The following is a 19042-nucleotide window of genomic DNA, read 5'->3' as shown; positions in this document are numbered from 1 at the left end:
TTGCTGGTGATTGCTTATGAAACAGGCCCTGCTAAATCGATTCTTACGCTATGTGCAATTTGATACACAGTCTGACGCGAGTCAGACTGACTGTCCCAGTACGCCGGGGCAGTTAGCGCTGGCAGATCAGCTCAGAGAGGAGCTGATCAAGTTAGGCTTCAGTCAGGTGACGCTCTCTTCAACTGGCTACCTGACCGCCTTAGTCCCCGCGACGATCGAGGGGGTTCCGCCCATCGGCTTTATCGCTCATCTGGATACGGCACCAGATTTTAGCGGCGCGCATGTTCGTCCTCAGCTGATTGAAAACTATGATGGCGGTGATATTCCCCTTGGCATACAGCATCGACTCTCTCCCTGTGAGTTTCCCGAGCTGGATCAATATCTGGGACAGACGCTGATCACCACAGACGGCAACAGCCTGCTGGGCGCCGACGACAAGGCTGGGATCGCCGAGATAATCACGGCGCTATCGACTCTTTTACAAGACCGCAACAGCCGCCATGGCGATATCTATCTGTGTTTCACACCGGACGAGGAGATTGGGCGCGGCGCCGACAAGTTTGATTTCGAGGCCTTCAAGGCCGAGTGGGCCTATACGGTGGACGGCGGTGAGCTAGGTGGTCTGGAGTATGAGAACTTCAACGGTGCAACCGCCGTGGTAACGGCTAAGGGTAACAACTGCCATCCGGGCTCTGCCTATGGCGTCATGGTCAACGCCCAGACTATGGCGGCGCGCTTTCATGCCAAGATGCCTCTTGGCGATACTCCGGAGAACAGCCTGGATTATGCCGGTTTCTTCCATCTGATCGAGATGAAAGGAGTTACCGAAGAGGCGCAGCTTACCTATCTCATTCGAGACTTCGACCTGGATCAGTTCGAGCAGCGCAAGCGTTGGCTTACAGAGCGAGTAGAGGCCTGTGATGCCCAGCTGCAACAGGGATCCTTGACGGTTAGCATCACGGATAGCTATTACAATATGCGCGATCAGTTGATCCCTCATCCACATATTGTCGATATCGCCAAGCAGGCGATGGCTGAGCTGGGGATCACACCCAAGATCAAGCCGATCCGCGGCGGTACCGATGGTAGTCGCCTCTCCTATATGGGCCTGCCTTGTCCCAACCTGTTTACCGGTGGTCACAACTTCCATGGCAAGCATGAGTTTATTTGTCTTGAGTCTATGGTGAAGGCTACCGAGACTATCATGGCTATCTGCCATCTGACGGCTAAGCAGCTAAAAAGCTGATGGCGAAACGATTAAAAGCCTGATTGGTTGGAGAGGTTGAGCTCGACGGCCTGGTTGTCCAGTACCTCAACCGGGAAGCTCACCTCGAAACAGGCGCCGCCTAGTTCGCCATCGTCACGATAACGAATATTGCCCTTGAGCAGGGTAACGGCGTTGAAGGCGGCCGAGAGGCCGAGTCCGGTGCCGCCCTCTGAGCGGGTGGTGGTGTAGAAGGGCTCGAAGATGTGGCAGGCAGCCTCCTTGCTTATCCCTGGGCCGTCGTCCTGAATGCAGATCTTGAGCATACCATCGTCCACCTCGGCGTCTATCCTGAGGTGTCCCAGCTGACGATCCTTGAAGCCGTGGGCGTAGGCGTTGGAAAACAGGTTGGTGATGATCTGTTTAAACAGGCTCAGGTTGGTGAGTATGTTGAGATTCGGGTCCACCCTATACTCCACCTCGGCGTGTTTGTTTGTGTACAGAAAACGCATCGACTCATGGTGCTCCTCGAGTCCCTGTTTGAGGTTGATGCTGCGTTTGTCTTCCTGGCTCTGCTCGGCGGCTATGGTCTTAAACTTCTGGATCAGGCTGCTGGCGCGGGTGATATTGCTGATGATCAGCTCGCAGCTCTGCTGATACTCCTCCAGTATGGCATTGATCTCCTCCAGGGTAGCATTCTCGCTGTGGATCAGCGTGATCAGCTCCTCGATGTGAACCAATTGGGTGCTGGCGGCGGTGAGACAGATGCCAATGGGTGTATTGATCTCGTGAGCTACACCCGAGACCAGGCCACCCAAGGCTGCCATCTTCTCCTGCTCGACCAGCACCTGCTGGGCTCGCTTGAGTACCAGTAGAGATTGTTCCAGTTCCTGGGTGCGCTCCTTCACCTGACGGGCCAGCTCATCCTTATAGCTGCGTTCCAGCTCAAGCAGGCGCTCGCGATCTGCCAGGGCATCCTGCAGTTCTAACTTGGAGGCCTTGATGTCGTCGAAGGAGCGCCTGAGTTGTTGCTGCATCTTATTTATGGCATCGGCAACCAGCCAGAACTCGTCATTCTTGTGGCTGTTCTTGACGAATACCAGGGGCTCGAATTCGCCATCCAGGTTGATGTTTTGGCTGTAGTCGCTGAGTTTATGCAGGTGGCGGGTGACCAGATACCAGACCAGGAAGAGAATGAAGCCGGCGACGAAAAAAGTCTTGATGGCGTTGGAGAGGAGTATGATGATGGCACGATCGAGCAGTTTCTCATATACCACCCGCAGATCAGCCTGGACCAGCAGGGTGCCCACGTCGATATTCTCGCTGCCCGAGGTGTATATCAGCTTAAAGCTACGCTCTATGGTGTTCTCTGGGGTCGCCGTGCCCGCCTGCCAGTGTTGGCCGCTGTCGTCGTTTATCTCTATATAGGTGATGTCTGGGAGCTGGATCAGGCCGTCGATCTGGGTGTTGATCAATCGCTCGTCGATCACCCAGATGCTGGCTGCCAATACATCCAGGTTGACCTTCTCTATGTTGTCGAACTGACGTGTGATGCGGTTGACGTCGCTACGATAGTCGTTAATCAACTGAAAGCCTGTGGTGAGCAGGGTGATTAAGGAGCTAAATAGGATGATCGACAGGGTGAGCTTTCTGCCGATGGGACTCTTGAGTAGTTGAGCTGTGTGGTTTGCCATTTATGGGTATCGCTTATCCTAAGCACCATAAGAACGGCCGCGGACTGACGTTAGGTGCACTATCCAAATCACATAGCTTTAAGCATAGCCTGATTCTTATGTTCTGCTCGTTCAATGGCATAAAAATGTCGCCAAGATGATGTTTGTAAAGTCTTTATATGGACATGCGTGTTGGCATTTTACTTGCATTTATCTGGGGTAATGCAGGTTTTTTGACACTAGGTATCAAGATGGAAAAATTAAATCTGATGCTGTTTAAACAGACGAGTCCCAAGCAAGTGATCTTCAATATGATGTTGTGGCTGACCCTGATCAGCGCTGCCTTACTCTTCGCGCCCAGAGCTTTGATGCAGACCCTCAGGCTGGATGAGCTGATTAATCAGTATGCTCATTTCATCGGTCTTGGGCTGATTATCGGTGCCGCTTACCTGCTGACTCAGGTGGCGAACTATTTTCTCGACGAGGCAATCAAACACCTCAAGGGTAAACGCACCAAGGAGACGATTGAGAAGAAGGTGAGGCTGTTGGACCCCACAGAGCGCGCCCTGCTGCGTGAGTTCTTCCTGCAAGGAGAGACGGTACTGACCCTGCCGGAGAACGAGGCTGCGGTTAGGAGCCTACTGGAGGCCAACATCTTGCAGTATCTCGGCAATAAACAGCAATACGCCATTCACGGGCCGACGGCGGATTTTAAGATCGCCATGGAAGCGAGATCCTACCTCAATCGTCAGGTATTGCGTCTGCCCCAGGGAGAGCCTAACCCCGAGCAGCTACAGCTGTTGATCAAGGCCAGACCCCATTTCATTCACAGTGTGGTGCCGAGCCGTAAACACGCCGCCTAATCTCTAAACAGGCCTCGCAATGGGGATGTGCCGGGATATTGGGTGGGAAAATAGCGAAAGTGAGATAAAAAAGTGGGGGCATTAGCCCCCATTTGCATTAGAAATATGATTTTCTGGACCTCTAGGTCCTATCTATTCTGGTTTCGACTTAGAGATAAACAACCACATGATGTATGACATTATGCCAATGGTTGTGAAGATAACTATCATAGATAGCAGACCAATGGGGTTACCAAACATTAAATCTAACCAAAATGCCATGTGAGAAATCCTCTTTCGCAGCTGTTTATATCGTTGTCTAAAGCTAAATTAGCGCGAATGGATATGAGAAATGCTGATCTCGATCAATGAATGCTGTCAATTTGATAACGCCTTGTCATCGTTTTGCTTAGTTTTGTGAGCCATGTGGCGAAACTCCAATGCAAGAATAGGGGGATTAGGCTCGATATTATGGGCTGCGGATGAAAAATCGGCAGTCGGTAATAAAGCTGTCGCAAAAGGCTTGCCATTAGTAAAAGCAAAGGTATAATTCCGTTCACTTACTCGAGACAGAGAGTAAGGTCTGATTGATAATGCCGGAGTGGTGGAATTGGTAGACACGACGGATTCAAAAGTCACAGTGTTTACAGTTTGAACTCAGCTAAAGCATTGTTTTTCAAAGTTAACCTGGAATAGTTAACATTTAAAAACCTTGCAAAGATTTGCAAAGTTTTTTAACTGGAAATTTATACCAATACATTCAATTGGTTATAGATGTCGGGGTTGGGAAAGACTTCCTTTTTAGGTCGTTTAAACGCTCCTTCAGTATGTTAAAACACTATATGCGATTAGCGGCTAAATCAGACAGATAAGATGCAGATGTGGTGGAATTGGTAGACACGCTAGCTTCAGGTGCTAGTGGCTTAACGGCCGTGCGAGTTCAAGTCTCGCCATCTGTACCAACTTATCGATGTTTTGTTATGCCAGAGTGGTGAAATTGGTAGACACAGGGGATTCAAAATCCCCCGCCCTTAAAAGCGTGTCGGTTCGAGTCCGACCTCTGGTACCATCTCTTTTAGAGATATCAAGCCGACATTAAGTCGGTTTTTTTGTGCCTGTTATTCTGGCGTCACAGTTGTCTTAAATACGCCCATTTCGTAATAGCTCATAAAGTTTGGCTCCCAAATGGTGTACATGTCCTGGGCTATCTCGATAGCAAACACACCAAAGTTGGTTTGAAAGATCCCACTCCCAAAATCAAAGTCGATAGCCTTGGCTAGTTCAGCAAAATGACCCGTTCCAACATAGCAAAACTCGGTAATGTAATTAATCTGCCACTGTTCACTATGCCACTCTAGGCGTATTTCGACGGGGCGGTATCCACCCGCTTCGGCGCTGTAGCTCTCGTCTCGAAAATTAAGTGTCACTGCATGGCCGTCAACATCTTTGACTAGTGATGCTAATAGATTGGCAAACGGTTCGGAGATTCGGACGGGTAAGTCGGTGTTTATGGCTTTCATAAGGTTTTCCATTAATAACAGGTCTAACAAAGGGGGCGGTATGCCCCCATCTGAAGGTGTGATGCTGGTTCGGTGTAAGTTGTTACTTACTGGCCTTGTTTGCTGGCTTCTCATTAGTCGCTTGGTTTTTGGTTTTACTGCTGGTCTTACTGGTGTCTGTTGCAGGGGCTTCTTCCTTATCTTTGCTGCTAGCCTTCTTGCCGAATTTGGACGAAGCAGCCAGCAGTTGTTCATCCAGTTCTCCTTTCTCTACAGCATCAATCACTACCTTAATCACTTCAGGTAGCTTGGCTTTCTCTCCAACATCGATAGCAGGGCAGCCTTTTTGCAGTTCAACAGGCTTATTACTAATCCGCACTTCAAAGTAGTAATGGTTTTCGCTGTCGTAATACCAAGGCCTGACGACATAACGGCGACGGATTTTCTTGCGCTCTCCCGTGTCAGGGTCTTTGACCGAGCGCTCTTTGTAGGCCTCAAACTCACGGCCTTCTATCATGCATTCGGCCAATGTCAGTTGTTGCTCGAGCTTTTCTAACAGCTTCATACGTTTACCTAGCACGGGTGGCTTAGGCGCGATTTCAGGGCGAGCGATAACCTTGAGTGAACTCAATACATTAGTCATGGTGGTTTCCTTATTGTGGTGTTAGCGGATAAATCCGATATGGGGTTGCCCTTGCTTACGGCTATTTTCCGCGCAAAGTAAGGCGAGGGCGGTTGTACGATGATTGTGTTTAGGTGTAAAACGTTGGCGTCTCGCTAGGATGGCAAAGTCACCTGGTGTTAAATGGGTTAGGGTGTTTAGTGTCGATAGCTCGATATTTGTCAGGCGCTTAATGCTAAATACTTGCCGAAACAATGCTTGGCGCTGTTCAAATGTTAGGTAGTCACAGATGAGCTTTACGTCAAAGCGACGCATCACAGCACTGTCGATGCGCTCTAGCGCGTTAGTCGCAGCGAATACGGGTACAGTATTACATTCAATCTGAGAGAGCAGTTCGTTGACGAGCTGTATTTCATGCAACGCAACAGCACTGTCGCGCTTGCTAAGCAGACTATCGACTTCATCTATCAGTATCAGCTTCTGCTGTTTGTGTGCGTCTCTGAAGAGCCTAGCGACGTTCTGCTCGCTCTCTCCTACATATTTACTGAGTACGTCAGAGCATTTGATATGCATGAGCTCAAAGCCGTGAGTTTCAGCAAGATGATGTACCCAAGCTGTTTTCCCTGTTCCGGCGGGACCACTGAGCATGACCCTGATAGGCATTGCCTGTTCAAGCGCACTGTTAACTGTGGCTAATATCTCGGTTGTTTGCGATGTGATAGGTGTAAGTTCTTCTTTCACTACCTTGAAGTTCAGCATATTGCTATCAAACTGAAGTTCTCCTTGGTACTTCGGTTCCTGCACTTCTTCATTGCAGGCCTCCAAGGTGGCATCTATTACCTCATCTAACACGCTCTCGGCCTTGCTTCCTTTGAGTTTTAGTGTCATTGCAACATGGGCGGCATTACCTACCATGGCGGGAGTGACATTAGGTTTCTCCGAGAGTAATAACCGATATTCATCAGACACTTTAAGTGGTGTAAGTAACCGCTGACTCATGGCGTACGCAAAGGGTTCATCAGGTACGGGTATCTCCATAACCAGTTTAAAGCGGCGAATAAAGCTAGGCTCTAACAGGTCGACATGGTTGGTTATCCAAATAGCTGGCACGGCATTGTTTTCCAATACCCGCATGAGGCCTTCTTTGGCATAACGTTCATCAGCCTGAACAAATAGGCTTTCGCATTCATCTACCAGTAGTAGGCTTTCGTCACTATGGGATAACAAAGCTTGAAGCAAATTCAGGTACCCAAGGCGCTGCGAAGCATGATCGCGGGTTTGAAATTCTCCAGCTAATTGACCGTCCATCAGCTTTAAGCTGCGAACTTCCAGTAGGCTACGTCTAACAGTCTTGGCTAAGGTGCGAGCTAACTCCGTTTTCCCTGTTCCTGCTTTGCCATACAGCAATACGTTGATGCCGGTATTGTTGGCTTTAGTGATCGCCTTCAGATAGTTCACTAACAGGTCAGTATTGACGTGGACGAACTGGGTTAATGGAAACTGTGCGTCAGGGCTTTTAGAGAGTATGGGGGCAAGTAATTGCTCACAACTTACCAGTTTCTGTTTAACCAATATTGGTACCAATAGCGTTGGCAGTTTCATAAGGTAAGGCATTGCCAATGATGCTTCTTCGATCAACTGACACTGCGCCAACACGGTTAACTGTTCAATGATGGTGGTGCTTTCAAGCCCTGTCTTCTCTTCTAACATCCGTTCGAGGAGTGTTTCATCCTCATCGGTCAGTAAATTGGTGAGCCTTCTTAGGCCAACATTGGCGTTAGCAACAATTAGGTACTCCATAACGGCCTGCATTTGTTGTTGCAGGGCAAAGCACTGGCACAAGAACTGAGCGTTATGACGAACAATTTCACTGGAGCTAGGTACGCGATCTTTGTTTGGCAGCATGGTCAATATGCTGTCCAGGCTGTAGTGCTGACGACTGCTGACACGCTTACCTGTAATGCTTTCGAGCACTGGAGAAGGTATATATTGCTCTTCCTCATTAAATGAGGCATTGATTAATGCCTCGCTAAATTGGGATGCAAGATAGTGACAATGCCGAGCTTGCCTGTGAAGAGACTTAGATTGTTTTAACATCTTCTCCTCCTGCCACGTTGCTTAGGCGTTGGCACATAGTTTAGGGCTGAAGCAGCTTCACGCATAAAGGCATCACCACGCTTATCATAGATAGTGGTGGTGCTGATATCGGCATGTCCCGCCATTTGGCGAACTGTATTGATATCGACGTTCTGCTCAAGTAGTCGAGTAATGAAAGTACGGCGCAAGTCGTGAGGAGAGGCACCAGATATCCCAATATCAATGAGCCTGTCCTTCACCAATCGATAAAGGGTGTCACTGCTGACTGGCTGGGTAACGTCCAGTTTGCCAGAGATATAACACTTACAGATGAGCCAACCTTCTTGTCGGCTACGAAGCTTTAGCCAGGCGCTAATATGTTGCTCAACCCAATTAGGTAAGAACAGTACTCGGCTTTTGTTGCCTTTGCCTGCTATCACAGTGATAGTGGAGTTAAGTCTGTCGTAATCAGCCATTGATAGCGCTGCTAGCTCACTACGGCGAAGACCCGTACCCAAGAACAGTGCAAAGATTGCTAGCGTTCTCAGGCCATAGGCTCCTTTAGCTTTAGCCAGTCGTTCAAACAGCGCATTTACTTGTTTGACGGTGAGTGGATTGCCCTGATGGGCACCATGTTTCATGTTTGCGATGCTCGATATGTGTGCGACTTGCTGCATATCAGATTTTCCCATAAGGGCTGCGACTTTGACGATATTCTTTATCGCTGTCATGGCGCGATTAATCGAACGTGCAGACCATTGCTCATGTATCAGCAAAGCTCGTATCTGCATAGCCTGTTGATAGTCGACGCTGCTCAGTCGTATGTCGATGACTGTATCAGGCCAGTCCATTAATCTGCCTATACTGCGCATCTGTGATTCGATAGAACGCCTGCTGTTAGGCGCAAGGCGGCTCAAATACAGCGCATAAGGGGTCGCTGTAGTCATAGAAATAACTCCAGAAATAGTAAGATTGATTTGTTGCTAGATAATTGAAATAGAAGAGGATAGCGATACCACGCTATGTAACCATGGTATCACTAGAAAAGCGGTATTTCAGCCGGTGTTTTTGACACGGTAGGAAAACTGTAAATGTCGATAAGCAATATAGTTTATAGCCTTTGTTAACGAATTTAGAGCTGTTCAATGTTTTTTTGTCGTTTTGGTTTTATTGGTGGTTTTCGTTTTGTTGGTCGTTTTGGATTTTTGGGTGCTTCTATCTCTTTTTTTAATTTGGTTACTTGATGTTCAAGTTCTTCTTTATCTTTTTTTAATTGGATTATTTGGTGTTCAAGATTTTCTATTTCATTGTTCCTGGCGAAGTTTCGAATATTTACTAGTTTTTCGAAGTTGGTTATCTTTTTCTTTTTTAGCTCTGTAAGTATGGAGTGAATGATTTTGCTTGATTCTCCTTGGTATCTTTTTTCTTCGTCAAATAGTGAATCTGTTGAGTGGCGATTAGATGTGGCCGAGCTGAATTTTTCTAATTCATCGAGAAGGTTTTCTGTTTCAGTTATATTGTGTAGTCCTAATGTTGATAAAGCCTTAAATAACCTCTTGAAGATTTCGTTGTCACTAATATTTTTTTCTTTCTTTGAGTTTCTGCTTAGGTTTAAGAAATGCAATATTTTATCATATATTTCATCATCGATGTAGAAGTCTGTTCTTTTTTCGTCTTGGTCTTTTTGTGTGAACTTTTTTCTCCATTTTACCCAATCTTCACCTAGTTCATTTTTATATGAATTCAGAATATTGAGTGTCTCTAGGGTGTCTATGTCAGAAAGTGCCTCTTTAGTATTTATGTTTGAAATTGCTTTTTGGATTTCGATTTTAGAGGTGGTTTCTATGTTTTTTATATTTGGAAGTGTTTTGGATTCTAAATGCCGGATTGCTATCAGTATTTTTCTATATGGTTCCTGTGATTTTTTCTTTTTTGCAACTATGTTGAGTAACATTCTTCCGTGTGTCAACCAGTCTTTTAAGCTTCTATCTTTTTTACTTCTTCCAACTTTAACTGCTTCTCCCTTTTTGTTTTTTTTCATTTTAACAGCTCCTTTCTGTCTGGTTATTAAAGAATGAGTTAAGCCAACTTATCATTTTGTTTGTCAAAAATAAAGCATGTTCATTTGAAATGATAAAGTATGCTCATGCTTAATATAAAAGCATGCTCATGCTAAATTGTTTGGCATTTTCTTTCGGGTGATAGTCGATTTTTAAGGTTTTCGATAGGTTTTTGTGTCAAGGAGCGTTAGCGTACAAAAGATGTATGCACAATTTTCATAGAGTGTGCTCTGTTTATCATTTGTGGTAGACGTGTTATGGTTCAATGATTTTCATCGTTGACTATTTGTGTTGTGCCAGGGATATAAAACATGAATGCAAAAATAGTGGTCACGCTTGGCATATAGAAGTACTATCCAGCAGTAGATATATGCTTATAATGTCAGAACGATATCAATAATGTAGGAATTCAAGGATGAGTAGTTCTAAGCAGTCTAGTAATCATTCTAATACATCTAAGAGTGGTTTAGACGAAATCAATATTTTCAATGAATTTGTTCCAAGTAAGATTTTTTCTATAGAGAAATATCCACTAGTTCAGCCAGAACTAAATCGAAAGATTGCAAAGCTCACTAACCCTAAGACATTAAACTACACAACTGACATCGCAAAGATTATCAGAGTGCTGCGAGATAGAGAAGTAGTTGAGTATCAACATAGTCTCATGGAAGCAGCTATAGATAACATCAGCGAAACTACAGTTGATATTGATCGTATTCGTATAGGTTTAAACCTCACTCAGAATGATATTGATAAGTTATTGGATAAAAAATCTGGCTTCCATGTTATTAGGAACTCTGGGAGTGATAATAGAAGAACCAATTTAAGGGTTGATTTGTCTTCCTCAAGTCTATCAATAAATAGAGGGTTTGCATATAACAATGCTGATTTTTCAGAAGAGTATATCGTTCCGTTTTATACTAACAGATATGAAATGTTTGTTGATGGTGATGATTATCGAGTGATTAATGTTTATGTGGCCGATATTAAGAATCAATATAATGAGGGGCGAAGACTTAGATATAACTGTGTAATTGATTTTATACCTACCCGTGTTGGTGCTGAATTAGTTTCTTATATGCTTTATCAATTTCATTCTGTATTGGAGGTTAATCGCTATAATTCATTAATGAAGAATGCGCTGTTATTGGAATTGCATACTGGCTATATCATGTATGGCGTATCACAGTTATTCAGTTTTATATTGACAAACAATAAGTCTAGAACCGCATCTACATGTATGCCCAAGAGTAAAAAGCGAGCAAAAGAAACCACCTATATTGGAGAGCGATATCACCATCGTTGTATCGCCTACGATAAAGTTCTTAAGGAAAACAAGGTTTTTGTTAAGAAATGCCTTAAGAGATCGGGGTCAAGGTCCAGGTGGAAGGATATCGTGATTCAGCTTCCGGGTTATAAGGAATGGTTTCCCTCACAGGTGTGCAGTTATCGCGTGGAGTCACGCAAGTACTTTGATCCTGTCGATAAAATACTGCTTAAAGATATCGGCATATTAGACTCATTGCTTTGTGAGGTTCAGTTAATTAAACCGATCTATTTAGCTGAGCTAAAAGATGATGAACTTGAGGCTCTAATTATGAATAAACGGTTACCGGAGGTAAAAAAACTCAGGGATAGGATAGAGAAAAAATATGGTGAAGGGACTGCCTGTTTTGAGTTTGAGCGAGTTAACCTTGATGTTTCATTAATGTTAAAATTGAAGGCAGTGTTAAACGCTATTTTCAAGCCACAAAAACTGTTGCAACCGACAAAAGGCAACTATCGGAAGCAAGTAAATACTGTGCACGAATTCATTAAGCCGATTATCGAATCTCGCAAAGAGGTTAATGATAGTAAAGCGGATATCATTGCTGCTGATAAACGAGCTATCTATGTCGAAGGGTGCCCTGGTGCTGGTAAAACACGTTTGATTGTCGACCGAGTAAAGTATTTATTAGATTCAGGGGTAAAACCTACTTCCATTACTGTACTGGCATACACCAGGTCAGCGAAAAAGGAGTTTGCGGCTAGGATTAGCAAATTGGGAGGCGATTCAAAGCGGGTTGTGGTTGATACTTTCAGCGGGTGGTGCAACAAGTTACTTAATAGGCTTGAAGGGGAGACTAAGAAAGGGCTTGACGTACCTGATGCCAAGGAAATGCTGTCCGATCTTATTTATGATGGTGGTGGCTATGATGATGAAGACAAGGCTTACAGAGATGCCGAAAAGGCATATTCCATCCTTGAAAGAATGGCAAATTTTGAGAAGCAGAGTATCGGTGGTGCTACAAAGCGGGTCAATGCCAAGTGGGTCGATGAGATCGAAACGTTACAGGAGTTATTTGAAGCTTACAAAGCCAAGAAAACTAAATGTAAAAAGCGTGACTTCAATGACATGCTCTTAGATGTAAAGCAACAATTAGAAGACAAAACTGCTAAGAATCGGCTTAAGATCGAACTTCAGCATTTCATTGTGGACGAAGCTCAAGATAGCAATTCAACTCAATGGGAAATTACCAAGCAATTGTATTCCGCTGGCATTAATGTATTCATGGTCGGAGATCCTGCACAGGCAATATTTGAATTTCGAGGTGCTAAGCGTCACTTCATGAAAAAGTTCTATGAGGTGTTTCCTGATAAAAGTGAGCGATTTCAATTACGTTTGAATTACCGTTCAACCCCATCGATCGTTGAACTTGGAAATGCAGTCAGGCGTATGATAAGTACCAATTTCTTTGCCTCTGAAAGTGCTGTAAATGGTGTGAAAGATGCGAAGACAAGGGCAAAATATTGCTCAGATTTTGATGAGTCGTTACGTTGGCTAGTAGAAGATATTAAGCAACATGAATCAGATGCCCCTAACCAATTGATTTTATGCCGCTATAGAAATCATATTTCTAAGGTTAACGAAGCATTGAGTAATGCTGGATTTGATGAGAACAGGCTGAAAGCGGTTACTCATACCTATCATGGTGCAAAGGGGCTAGAAGCTGATCATTGTTATGTATTAGACCCACTGCTCGATGTAGAAGGGCTATCATCGTACAAGGAAGAATTATGCAACACGTATGTGGCAATTACGCGAGCTAAAGTAGCGATGACAATCATAATCAAAGAAAATGGAAGCGCTTTTTACCCTGAAACTACTGGTCAAGGTGGCAAAAGAGAGAGCATATTTCTTAAGCTACCAAAAAATCTCCTTGAGATCGTAGATTAGTAATCTTTAAATTATAGGGAATAATGGTCATGGGACGACGATACAGACGCAGAAGCCAGGTTAATCAGATCATATCTGATTCAGTAGTTATTGGCAGTAGACTACCTTGGTGGGGCGCTTTGCTATTTGGTCTTATCTCATTTGTAGTTTTCTATTACGTGATTCCTCATTGGTTTGAGTCAAGTTTAGCGGATGAAGCCAGTAGCCGTATTTACCCTGCAATGGAAGCTATATATGGCCGTGGTATTCGCTTATTTCGTTACATTGGCATCGGTACGGCCGCTGTAGGGCTGTATTTTGCTGTTCGTAACTACTTCCTACCGTTATCCGCAAATCTCAGCGGAAATCATGTTCTAGCGCTCTTGGCTAAACTCATTGGCCGACAGTTGGACTAACGATTATGGAGCGTCAAAGTTGAGACTGATTTGGCTAATTATAGGGCTATTCTGCACTGGCGCGATGGCAGTAGGTAATACAGAAACTCATCATTCTTAAAATCCAAGAAGTTGATACAACAATAAATGCACTTGAATAGCCCGTTTTCGTAGATACCTTGCTTTGATGCCTCAAAGTGAGGCTGAAAGTTGTTTGCGAAACCAGTAACGATTCATAAAGTTCTAACGAGGTTATGCCCCAAAGTTTGCTAGTACTTGTTTAGTGAATCGAAAACTAACAAACGAGTTGCCCAACAAAATCTCATCTATTTACCTAATGTTTGGTACTACCGTAAAGCGGCTAACAATATATCGGTATACAGTCGTATTTAAATTTAGATGCTTTTGAGTGCTTTTAAACTCTGTTCTGGTCAACTCCAACCGGACACTTTTCTAAAAGAAATTTCAAAACTTATCGGTGACAGATCAGCATTTGCCGAGTGCAGTCGCTCTAGACTGTAATAAATAACATTGCCACCCAAGATTGTTCGGGATGGATTTTCAAGCCCTTGATAATAGGGATTTACGCCCCATTAAAAGTGTTTAAGATGTCCCGTAAAATTTCCGTTGTTTCCCCTATTGTAATTGGATTTTCCGTCCCCATATAAATTTCACTGCCCCATAAAAAGCTTTACAACATCCGGAGTTACTATGCATACAGTTACGTTTTATCCAGTAGGGAATGGCGATACCAGCCTGATTAAAACCACTCGTGGTAGGTTTATTCTGATGGACTTTCACCAGATGAGTAACGCTGAAGATGATAACACGCCTCAATACGACATAAATGCGGCGCTGAGGCAAGAGTTAAAGGATGCAGGCAAAGAGAGTTTTGATGTTGTTGCTTTCACTCATGCTGACAAAGATCACATCAACGGTAGCACAGAGTTTTTTCACCTTGAGCATGCTAAAAAATACCAAGGCGAGGATCGTGTAAAAATTGATGAGCTTTGGGTTCCAGCTGCAATGTTGCTGGAGACAGCTGATAATGACCATCAGTCTGATGAAAATACTATTTGGCGTGAGGAGGCGCGTCATCGTTTGAAAAATAAGTCAGGCATAAAGGTATTTTCAACTCCGGACGACCTGGTGACGTTGATTGAGGGGTGGGAAATGACAGTGGAGGAGTTGGTTGCTCATCTTATTGATGCCGGGACCATTGTTGATACCTTCAGTTTGGAAAACGACGAGGTTGAGTTCTTTGTTCACTCACCGTTTATGAAGCATTGTGACGTGGATGGGAAGGACGTTAAGCAGGTTCGTAATGAGGCTTCGTTGATATTCAACGTGCGTTTTGATGCTGATGGTGAAACCTATGATTACCTGGCCGTTGGTGATTCAGAGGCGGAAGTGCTTGAGGATGTCGTTGCCATCACAAAATGGAAAGAGAATGAAGACAGGTTGGCTTGGGACTTGTTTAACATTCCGCACCATTGCAGTTATCTAGCACTGGCCAAAGAAAAGGGTAAAGACAAAACTATGCCCTTACCTAAGGTCAAAGAATTGCTGGAGATGGGTAAAGCGGGCTCTTATATGATTTGTTCTTCCCAGGCATTTGATTCCGGGGATGATGCTAAGGAAAGGAAGCTGCCTCCACATGTCCAGGCTAAAGTCTGCTACGAAGAGTACCTTCAGAAGGTGGGAGGCCGTAGGTTCGTCGTCACTTCAGAAAATGGCGGAAAAATAAAGCCCAAGCCAGTTGTTATCAAGATAGAAAAGGCTGGTGTCTCTATGATTGGGGCAGCAGCAGCCGTTTCAACAGCAGCCGCTTTGGCTGCATCTCCGGCGCGTGCGGGGTGAGTTTTGACAGATTTCTTTGAACCCCTTGGTGAGGAAATCGATGCTGTTGCTGCCCGGTTGGGCAGCACTAGGGCAATGCTAACTGCGATTGAGCATGCGTCTGATTGCGAATTGGTTTATGTCTTTAAGCGTCAGAGGGGGAATGTTCAGCAAGAGTTTGTTGTCTGTGATATCGCCTGTGATGAGATTCCTTCCAGAAATGAATTTGGTATCAGGTATCGGGAAAGAATCGCTTATTGTTTTGGTAGCGATAAGCGTCTGCCTTCGACTTATGCCTGGCGTAAAACCTTTCCGATAACCATGCATCAGAACTGTAGTCACCCTGGTGAACCAAAATCGCTTTGTCTGTATGAAGAGTCTGATGATGTAACGGAATTGAGGTGGACTCCACAGAGACATCTTCAAAGAACTCAGTGGTGGTTGATTCAGGCCGCACAGGGTCGACTGCACGCTGAGGAGCAGGCTGTTGAGCAGCTGTTTTATGTTCCAAAAACAACTATTGTTATTCCTCATGATTTGCATGCTGGTTTGGCAAAGGGAAAATCTGTAGAGGTTGACATTTTGTTGCCCAAGGTCGGTGGTAACGAAAAGGTTTTTCTTAAAGTTGACTGGTGTAATGGCGGCAGGGTGTTTGGTCGGAAAGTGAATATATTGGAGATTATGTCTCCAGATATCACTCATGGGAGGATCTACTCTCCCGCCACAAAATTCACAGGTATGGCAGAGCAGTTTGATGCGATGGGTGTGGATATAGTCCAGTTAATCCGGGAGCGCTTAGTCAAATTTGTGGAGTCTTCTCAGGGTGATGAGGATGTTAAGGACACTGCTTTTGTCGTGACCTTGCCAATACGTCGTCGTGATGCTTTAGCGCATGAGCGCGAGCAGAGAATCGGGTTTTACTGCTTCAGAACAGTCAAGGATTTGCTTGTTGATTTTGATGTGAAGGTGGTAGAAAACGGCCTCTTGAATAAAGATGCGTCTGGGTCTCTTAGGCCAATGGAGAAAGCACTTCCGGATTATGCGATTGAGCCTATGGAGGTGTTAAGGACTTCGCCTGTAGCGATGCGTCGTGTTCAGTCTGGGTATGCGGGTAACCTTAGAAATGGTGTGCTAGTGGGTGCTGGCGCACTAGGTGGAGCTTTGCTCGATATCTGGGTGCGTGGTGGTTGGGGGAGTTGGACTGTGGTTGATGAGGATGTATTTAAGCCTCACAACTTTACTAGGCACGTGGCTCCAAATTTTGGAATAGGAAGAAATAAGGCTGAATATGCCCAGCACTACTTAAATTATCATTTTCCTGACGCAAAGGTTGTTGGGGTTAATGCTGATGCCTGTAAGTGGGCAGCGGATAATACCGATGGGGTCTTCTTACCTGCGGATTTGGTAATTGACGCTTCAGCCTCTTTGACATATCCGAGAGAGGTCAGCTCTTTCGGCAATGCGCCGCGACACATGTCGGCTTTTTTTGCTCCTGGAGGAAATGATGCTGTCTTGCTGGTGGAGGATATTCGTCGCAAAAGTCGGCTGAGTTACCTTGAAGCTCAGTACTATAGGGCTCTTATCGAATTGCCTGTCGGCGATACACATTTTGCACCGGGCTTATCAACCTTCCGCTCTGGTGTTTCTTGTCGTGATATCTCAACAGTTATGTCTCATGCCAGGGTTTTGTCATTGTCTTCATTGCTTGCCGATCAGATACGTTTGGCAAATGATGCGCCCAAGGCTCAGATACTGATATGGCAGGACAACCTTGTTACTGGAGAGAGGTGTCTGACAAATGTTGAAGTTCGGAAGGCGAGAGTTATAGATGACAGGTTTGGTTCCGGGTTTAAAGTTGTGTGGGACGAGGGGGTTGAGGAGAAGGTTTTCCGTATGCGTAGGGAGGCTCTTCCCAATGAAACCGGGGGTGTCTTGATTGGTTATTTCGACATTGGCCGTAAGTGGGCATACATAGTGGACGCTCAACCTAGTCCTCCGGATAGTGTAGCTGAGCCGACAAGCTTTAAGCGCGGTGAGAAGGGGGTAGAGGCTTCGCTCTTGGAAGTGATGGCGCGTACCGGGGGAAACGCTTATTACATAGGTGAGTGGCATAGCCATCCAGGCCGTTCAGCAGCAATGAGTGGCTTGGACAGAATTCAGTTAGACGAGTTGGTGGAGCGAGTTTCATCAGATGGTTTTCCAGCATTTCAGTTGATAGTGGCGGAGGGGGATATTAAGGTTCATGGAAAAGGGGGCGCCCGTGGTTGATGTGCATAAAAAGGGTTTGGCACTCTCTGGCGGCGGTTTTAGAGCAACGCTTTATGCTGTGGGCTCACTTGCTAGGCTCAATGAAGAAGGTTTGTTGGCAGAGTTAGATACGATTACTGCGGTTTCAGGGGGGGCTATCGCCGCTGGGTACCTTATGTTGAAGTGGTCAGACTTAGAGTTCGAACCAATTGAAGATGGCTCAGGCCGAGTGCGTGCGACTAACTTTCATACTGTTATAGTCGAGCCGCTGGTGGCCTTCTGTTCTTGCACAATTTTAAGCCCCAGAAAGGGTTTATATCATTTAATTCATCCCCGTAGCAGTATGGTAGATTGTGTACGTAAGCAGTATGAATCCAAGTTGTTCGGTGAGATTAAGCTAAAGGATATTCCACATTCGCCCGAGGCTCCCGAGTTTATTTTCTATGGTACCAATCTTGATACAGGGGTGAGTATGCGGATTGGGAAGGAATCCGTTCGAGATTACCATATAGGAAGTGCTAACGATCACGATATTACGCTTGCCCAAGCAGTTTCGATATCAAGTGCTTTTCCACCATTTCTTTCGCCAGTTCACCTTGATGGTTCAAGGTGGACCTGGAACGATAGTGAATACCAAAAACTCCCGGAAGCTGATATAAAAAAACTGCGTAACAGGCTGGCGGTATGTGACGGTGGCCTCTACGACAATATGGGTTTGGAAATGTTGTGGAAGCACGGGGAAAATAAGGAGTTCGGTACGGTTTTCTGTTGTGACGCAGGAGCTCCTTTTTCCGCGCCTTGGAATAGTCGTTGGCGGTTATTCGGTAACTGGTTGGGCAAGTGTTTGAGGATGTCAGACATCATGGTTAACCAGCAGCGGGCACTTCGAAAGCGAACGCTGGCAAGAAACTATCAAGCCGGAGAGTACCGCGGAGCTTATTGGTGTATTGAAAATAGGTTAGATTTCGGAAATTACGATCCCTCGTTTGCTAACCCCGAAAAGCTTGAAAGTTATTTGCATTTGAAAAGGTTAGGTACACAGTTAGACGCTTTTAGCGGTGACGACAATAAAAAGTTGGTCAACTGGGGGTACTTGCATACAGACGAAAGCATTCGGAATTGGTACGACAGCAGTATTAAGCAAGGCTTGGCTCTTCCATATCCTTGTGCTTTATTGTATCCCTAGCCAGCCTGGTGAAGATGGCGAAGCCTAGGTGCAGGATAGTACACCTGATGTTAGTCAATTCAGAAGTGGTTCGCAAAATTCGGACACGATATTAGGGGCTGTCGATCTTTCACATTGGCAGCCATATAATTGAGTAAGCTAAAGCAAGCATGCTTTCGTAATGGGATATGCTGGGTCAGTGTAAACTTTAACTGCGACCCATA

13 protein-coding genes and 2 tRNA genes are annotated in these 19042 nt (G+C 45.2%); 8 read left to right on the top strand and 7 right to left on the bottom strand.

The window, feature by feature from the left end:
- Positions 1 to 16 precede the first annotated feature (16 nt).
- The gene (gene pepT, locus GNT65_RS03420; protein ID WP_160793716.1) at positions 17 to 1246 is read left to right on the top strand and encodes a peptidase T; all 1230 of its coding nucleotides are present in this window, start codon (positions 17 to 19) and stop codon (positions 1244 to 1246) included.
- Positions 1247 to 1257: 11 nt separating this feature from the next.
- Here pepT and GNT65_RS03415 read toward each other — a convergent pair whose 3' ends face one another.
- Positions 1258 to 2898, bottom strand: a complete 1641-nt coding sequence (locus tag GNT65_RS03415) for a sensor histidine kinase (protein WP_160793715.1) — start codon at positions 2896 to 2898, stop codon at positions 1258 to 1260.
- A 230-nt stretch (positions 2899 to 3128) separates the two neighbouring features.
- Between GNT65_RS03415 and GNT65_RS03410 the strand changes: the two genes are divergently transcribed.
- Entirely contained in the window at positions 3129 to 3740 is a 612-nt protein-coding gene (locus GNT65_RS03410) for a superinfection exclusion B family protein (RefSeq protein ID WP_160793714.1), read from the top strand.
- 132 nt (positions 3741 to 3872) lie between these two features.
- Here GNT65_RS03410 and GNT65_RS03405 read toward each other — a convergent pair whose 3' ends face one another.
- The gene (locus GNT65_RS03405) at positions 3873 to 4001 is read right to left on the bottom strand and encodes a DUF3149 domain-containing protein (protein WP_011867043.1); all 129 of its coding nucleotides are present in this window, start codon (positions 3999 to 4001) and stop codon (positions 3873 to 3875) included.
- Positions 4002 to 4594: 593 nt separating this feature from the next.
- Here GNT65_RS03405 and GNT65_RS03400 point away from each other — a divergent pair.
- Positions 4595 to 4681, top strand: a tRNA-Leu gene (locus GNT65_RS03400).
- A 20-nt stretch (positions 4682 to 4701) separates the two neighbouring features.
- Positions 4702 to 4788 (top strand) — tRNA-Leu (locus GNT65_RS03395).
- A 49-nt stretch (positions 4789 to 4837) separates the two neighbouring features.
- Here GNT65_RS03395 and GNT65_RS03390 read toward each other — a convergent pair.
- The 5 genes from GNT65_RS03390 to GNT65_RS03370 all read right to left on the bottom strand — a co-directional run bounded on the left by GNT65_RS03390 (position 4838) and on the right by GNT65_RS03370 (position 9957).
- Complete coding sequence (locus GNT65_RS03390) at positions 4838 to 5239, bottom strand: DUF2787 family protein (RefSeq protein ID WP_160793713.1); 402 nt, start codon at positions 5237 to 5239, stop codon at positions 4838 to 4840.
- 82 nt (positions 5240 to 5321) lie between these two features.
- Positions 5322 to 5861, bottom strand: coding sequence for a hypothetical protein (locus tag GNT65_RS03385; protein ID WP_160793712.1), 540 nt, complete (start codon positions 5859 to 5861; stop codon positions 5322 to 5324).
- Positions 5862 to 5882: 21 nt separating this feature from the next.
- Positions 5883 to 7937 (bottom strand): AAA family ATPase, encoded by a 2055-nt coding sequence (locus tag GNT65_RS03380; RefSeq protein ID WP_160793711.1) that lies wholly within the window; start codon positions 7935 to 7937, stop codon positions 5883 to 5885.
- A complete protein-coding gene (locus GNT65_RS03375; protein ID WP_160793710.1) occupies positions 7931 to 8863 on the bottom strand; it encodes a tyrosine-type recombinase/integrase in 933 nt (310 codons plus the stop codon). Before GNT65_RS03375 ends, GNT65_RS03380 begins: the two co-directional genes overlap by 7 nt.
- Positions 8864 to 9048: 185 nt before the next feature.
- Positions 9049 to 9957 carry a hypothetical protein gene (locus GNT65_RS03370; protein WP_160793709.1) on the bottom strand — a complete coding sequence of 303 codons (909 nt, stop codon included), beginning with the start codon at positions 9955 to 9957 and terminating at the stop codon, positions 9049 to 9051.
- 434 nt (positions 9958 to 10391) lie between these two features.
- On the opposite strand from GNT65_RS03370, the gene GNT65_RS03365 reads away from it, so the two are divergent.
- The 4 genes from GNT65_RS03365 to GNT65_RS03350 all read left to right on the top strand — a co-directional run bounded on the left by GNT65_RS03365 (position 10392) and on the right by GNT65_RS03350 (position 18839).
- Positions 10392 to 13193, top strand: coding sequence for a DEAD/DEAH box helicase (locus tag GNT65_RS03365; protein WP_160793708.1), 2802 nt, complete (start codon positions 10392 to 10394; stop codon positions 13191 to 13193).
- Between the two features lie 1085 nt (positions 13194 to 14278).
- Entirely contained in the window at positions 14279 to 15427 is a 1149-nt protein-coding gene (locus tag GNT65_RS03360; protein WP_160793707.1) for a ComEC/Rec2 family competence protein, read from the top strand.
- A 3-nt stretch (positions 15428 to 15430) separates the two neighbouring features.
- Positions 15431 to 17674 carry a ThiF family adenylyltransferase gene (locus tag GNT65_RS03355; RefSeq protein ID WP_160793706.1) on the top strand — a complete coding sequence of 748 codons (2244 nt, stop codon included), beginning with the start codon at positions 15431 to 15433 and terminating at the stop codon, positions 17672 to 17674.
- A complete protein-coding gene (locus GNT65_RS03350) occupies positions 17649 to 18839 on the top strand; it encodes a patatin-like phospholipase family protein (protein ID WP_160793705.1) in 1191 nt (396 codons plus the stop codon). Before GNT65_RS03355 ends, GNT65_RS03350 begins: the two co-directional genes overlap by 26 nt.
- Positions 18840 to 19042: the final 203 nt, after the last annotated feature.

Origin of the sequence: Shewanella insulae (assembly GCF_009831655.1) — a bacterium.
GTDB classification, from domain to species: Bacteria; Pseudomonadota; Gammaproteobacteria; order Enterobacterales; family Shewanellaceae; genus Shewanella; species Shewanella insulae.
The sequence above is the reverse complement of the archived record's forward strand: the minus strand, read 5'-3'. Positions and strand labels throughout refer to the sequence as shown.

What these genes read in the sequence shown, in the direction of transcription:
- pepT (WP_160793716.1), top strand. Translation starts at nt 17, where the DNA reads ATGAAACAGGCCCTGCTAAATCGATTCTTACGCTATGTGCAATTTGAT.
- GNT65_RS03415 (WP_160793715.1), bottom strand. Translation starts at nt 2,898, where the DNA reads ATGGCAAACCACACAGCTCAACTACTCAAGAGTCCCATCGGCAGAAAG.
- GNT65_RS03410 (WP_160793714.1), top strand. Translation starts at nt 3,129, where the DNA reads ATGGAAAAATTAAATCTGATGCTGTTTAAACAGACGAGTCCCAAGCAA.
- GNT65_RS03405 (WP_011867043.1), bottom strand. Translation starts at nt 4,001, where the DNA reads ATGGCATTTTGGTTAGATTTAATGTTTGGTAACCCCATTGGTCTGCTA.
- GNT65_RS03390 (WP_160793713.1), bottom strand. Translation starts at nt 5,239, where the DNA reads ATGAAAGCCATAAACACCGACTTACCCGTCCGAATCTCCGAACCGTTT.
- GNT65_RS03385 (WP_160793712.1), bottom strand. Translation starts at nt 5,861, where the DNA reads ATGACTAATGTATTGAGTTCACTCAAGGTTATCGCTCGCCCTGAAATC.
- GNT65_RS03380 (WP_160793711.1), bottom strand. Translation starts at nt 7,937, where the DNA reads ATGTTAAAACAATCTAAGTCTCTTCACAGGCAAGCTCGGCATTGTCAC.
- GNT65_RS03375 (WP_160793710.1), bottom strand. Translation starts at nt 8,863, where the DNA reads ATGACTACAGCGACCCCTTATGCGCTGTATTTGAGCCGCCTTGCGCCT.
- GNT65_RS03370 (WP_160793709.1), bottom strand. Translation starts at nt 9,957, where the DNA reads ATGAAAAAAAACAAAAAGGGAGAAGCAGTTAAAGTTGGAAGAAGTAAA.
- GNT65_RS03365 (WP_160793708.1), top strand. Translation starts at nt 10,392, where the DNA reads ATGAGTAGTTCTAAGCAGTCTAGTAATCATTCTAATACATCTAAGAGT.
- GNT65_RS03360 (WP_160793707.1), top strand. Translation starts at nt 14,279, where the DNA reads ATGCATACAGTTACGTTTTATCCAGTAGGGAATGGCGATACCAGCCTG.
- GNT65_RS03350 (WP_160793705.1), top strand. Translation starts at nt 17,649, where the DNA reads ATGGAAAAGGGGGCGCCCGTGGTTGATGTGCATAAAAAGGGTTTGGCA.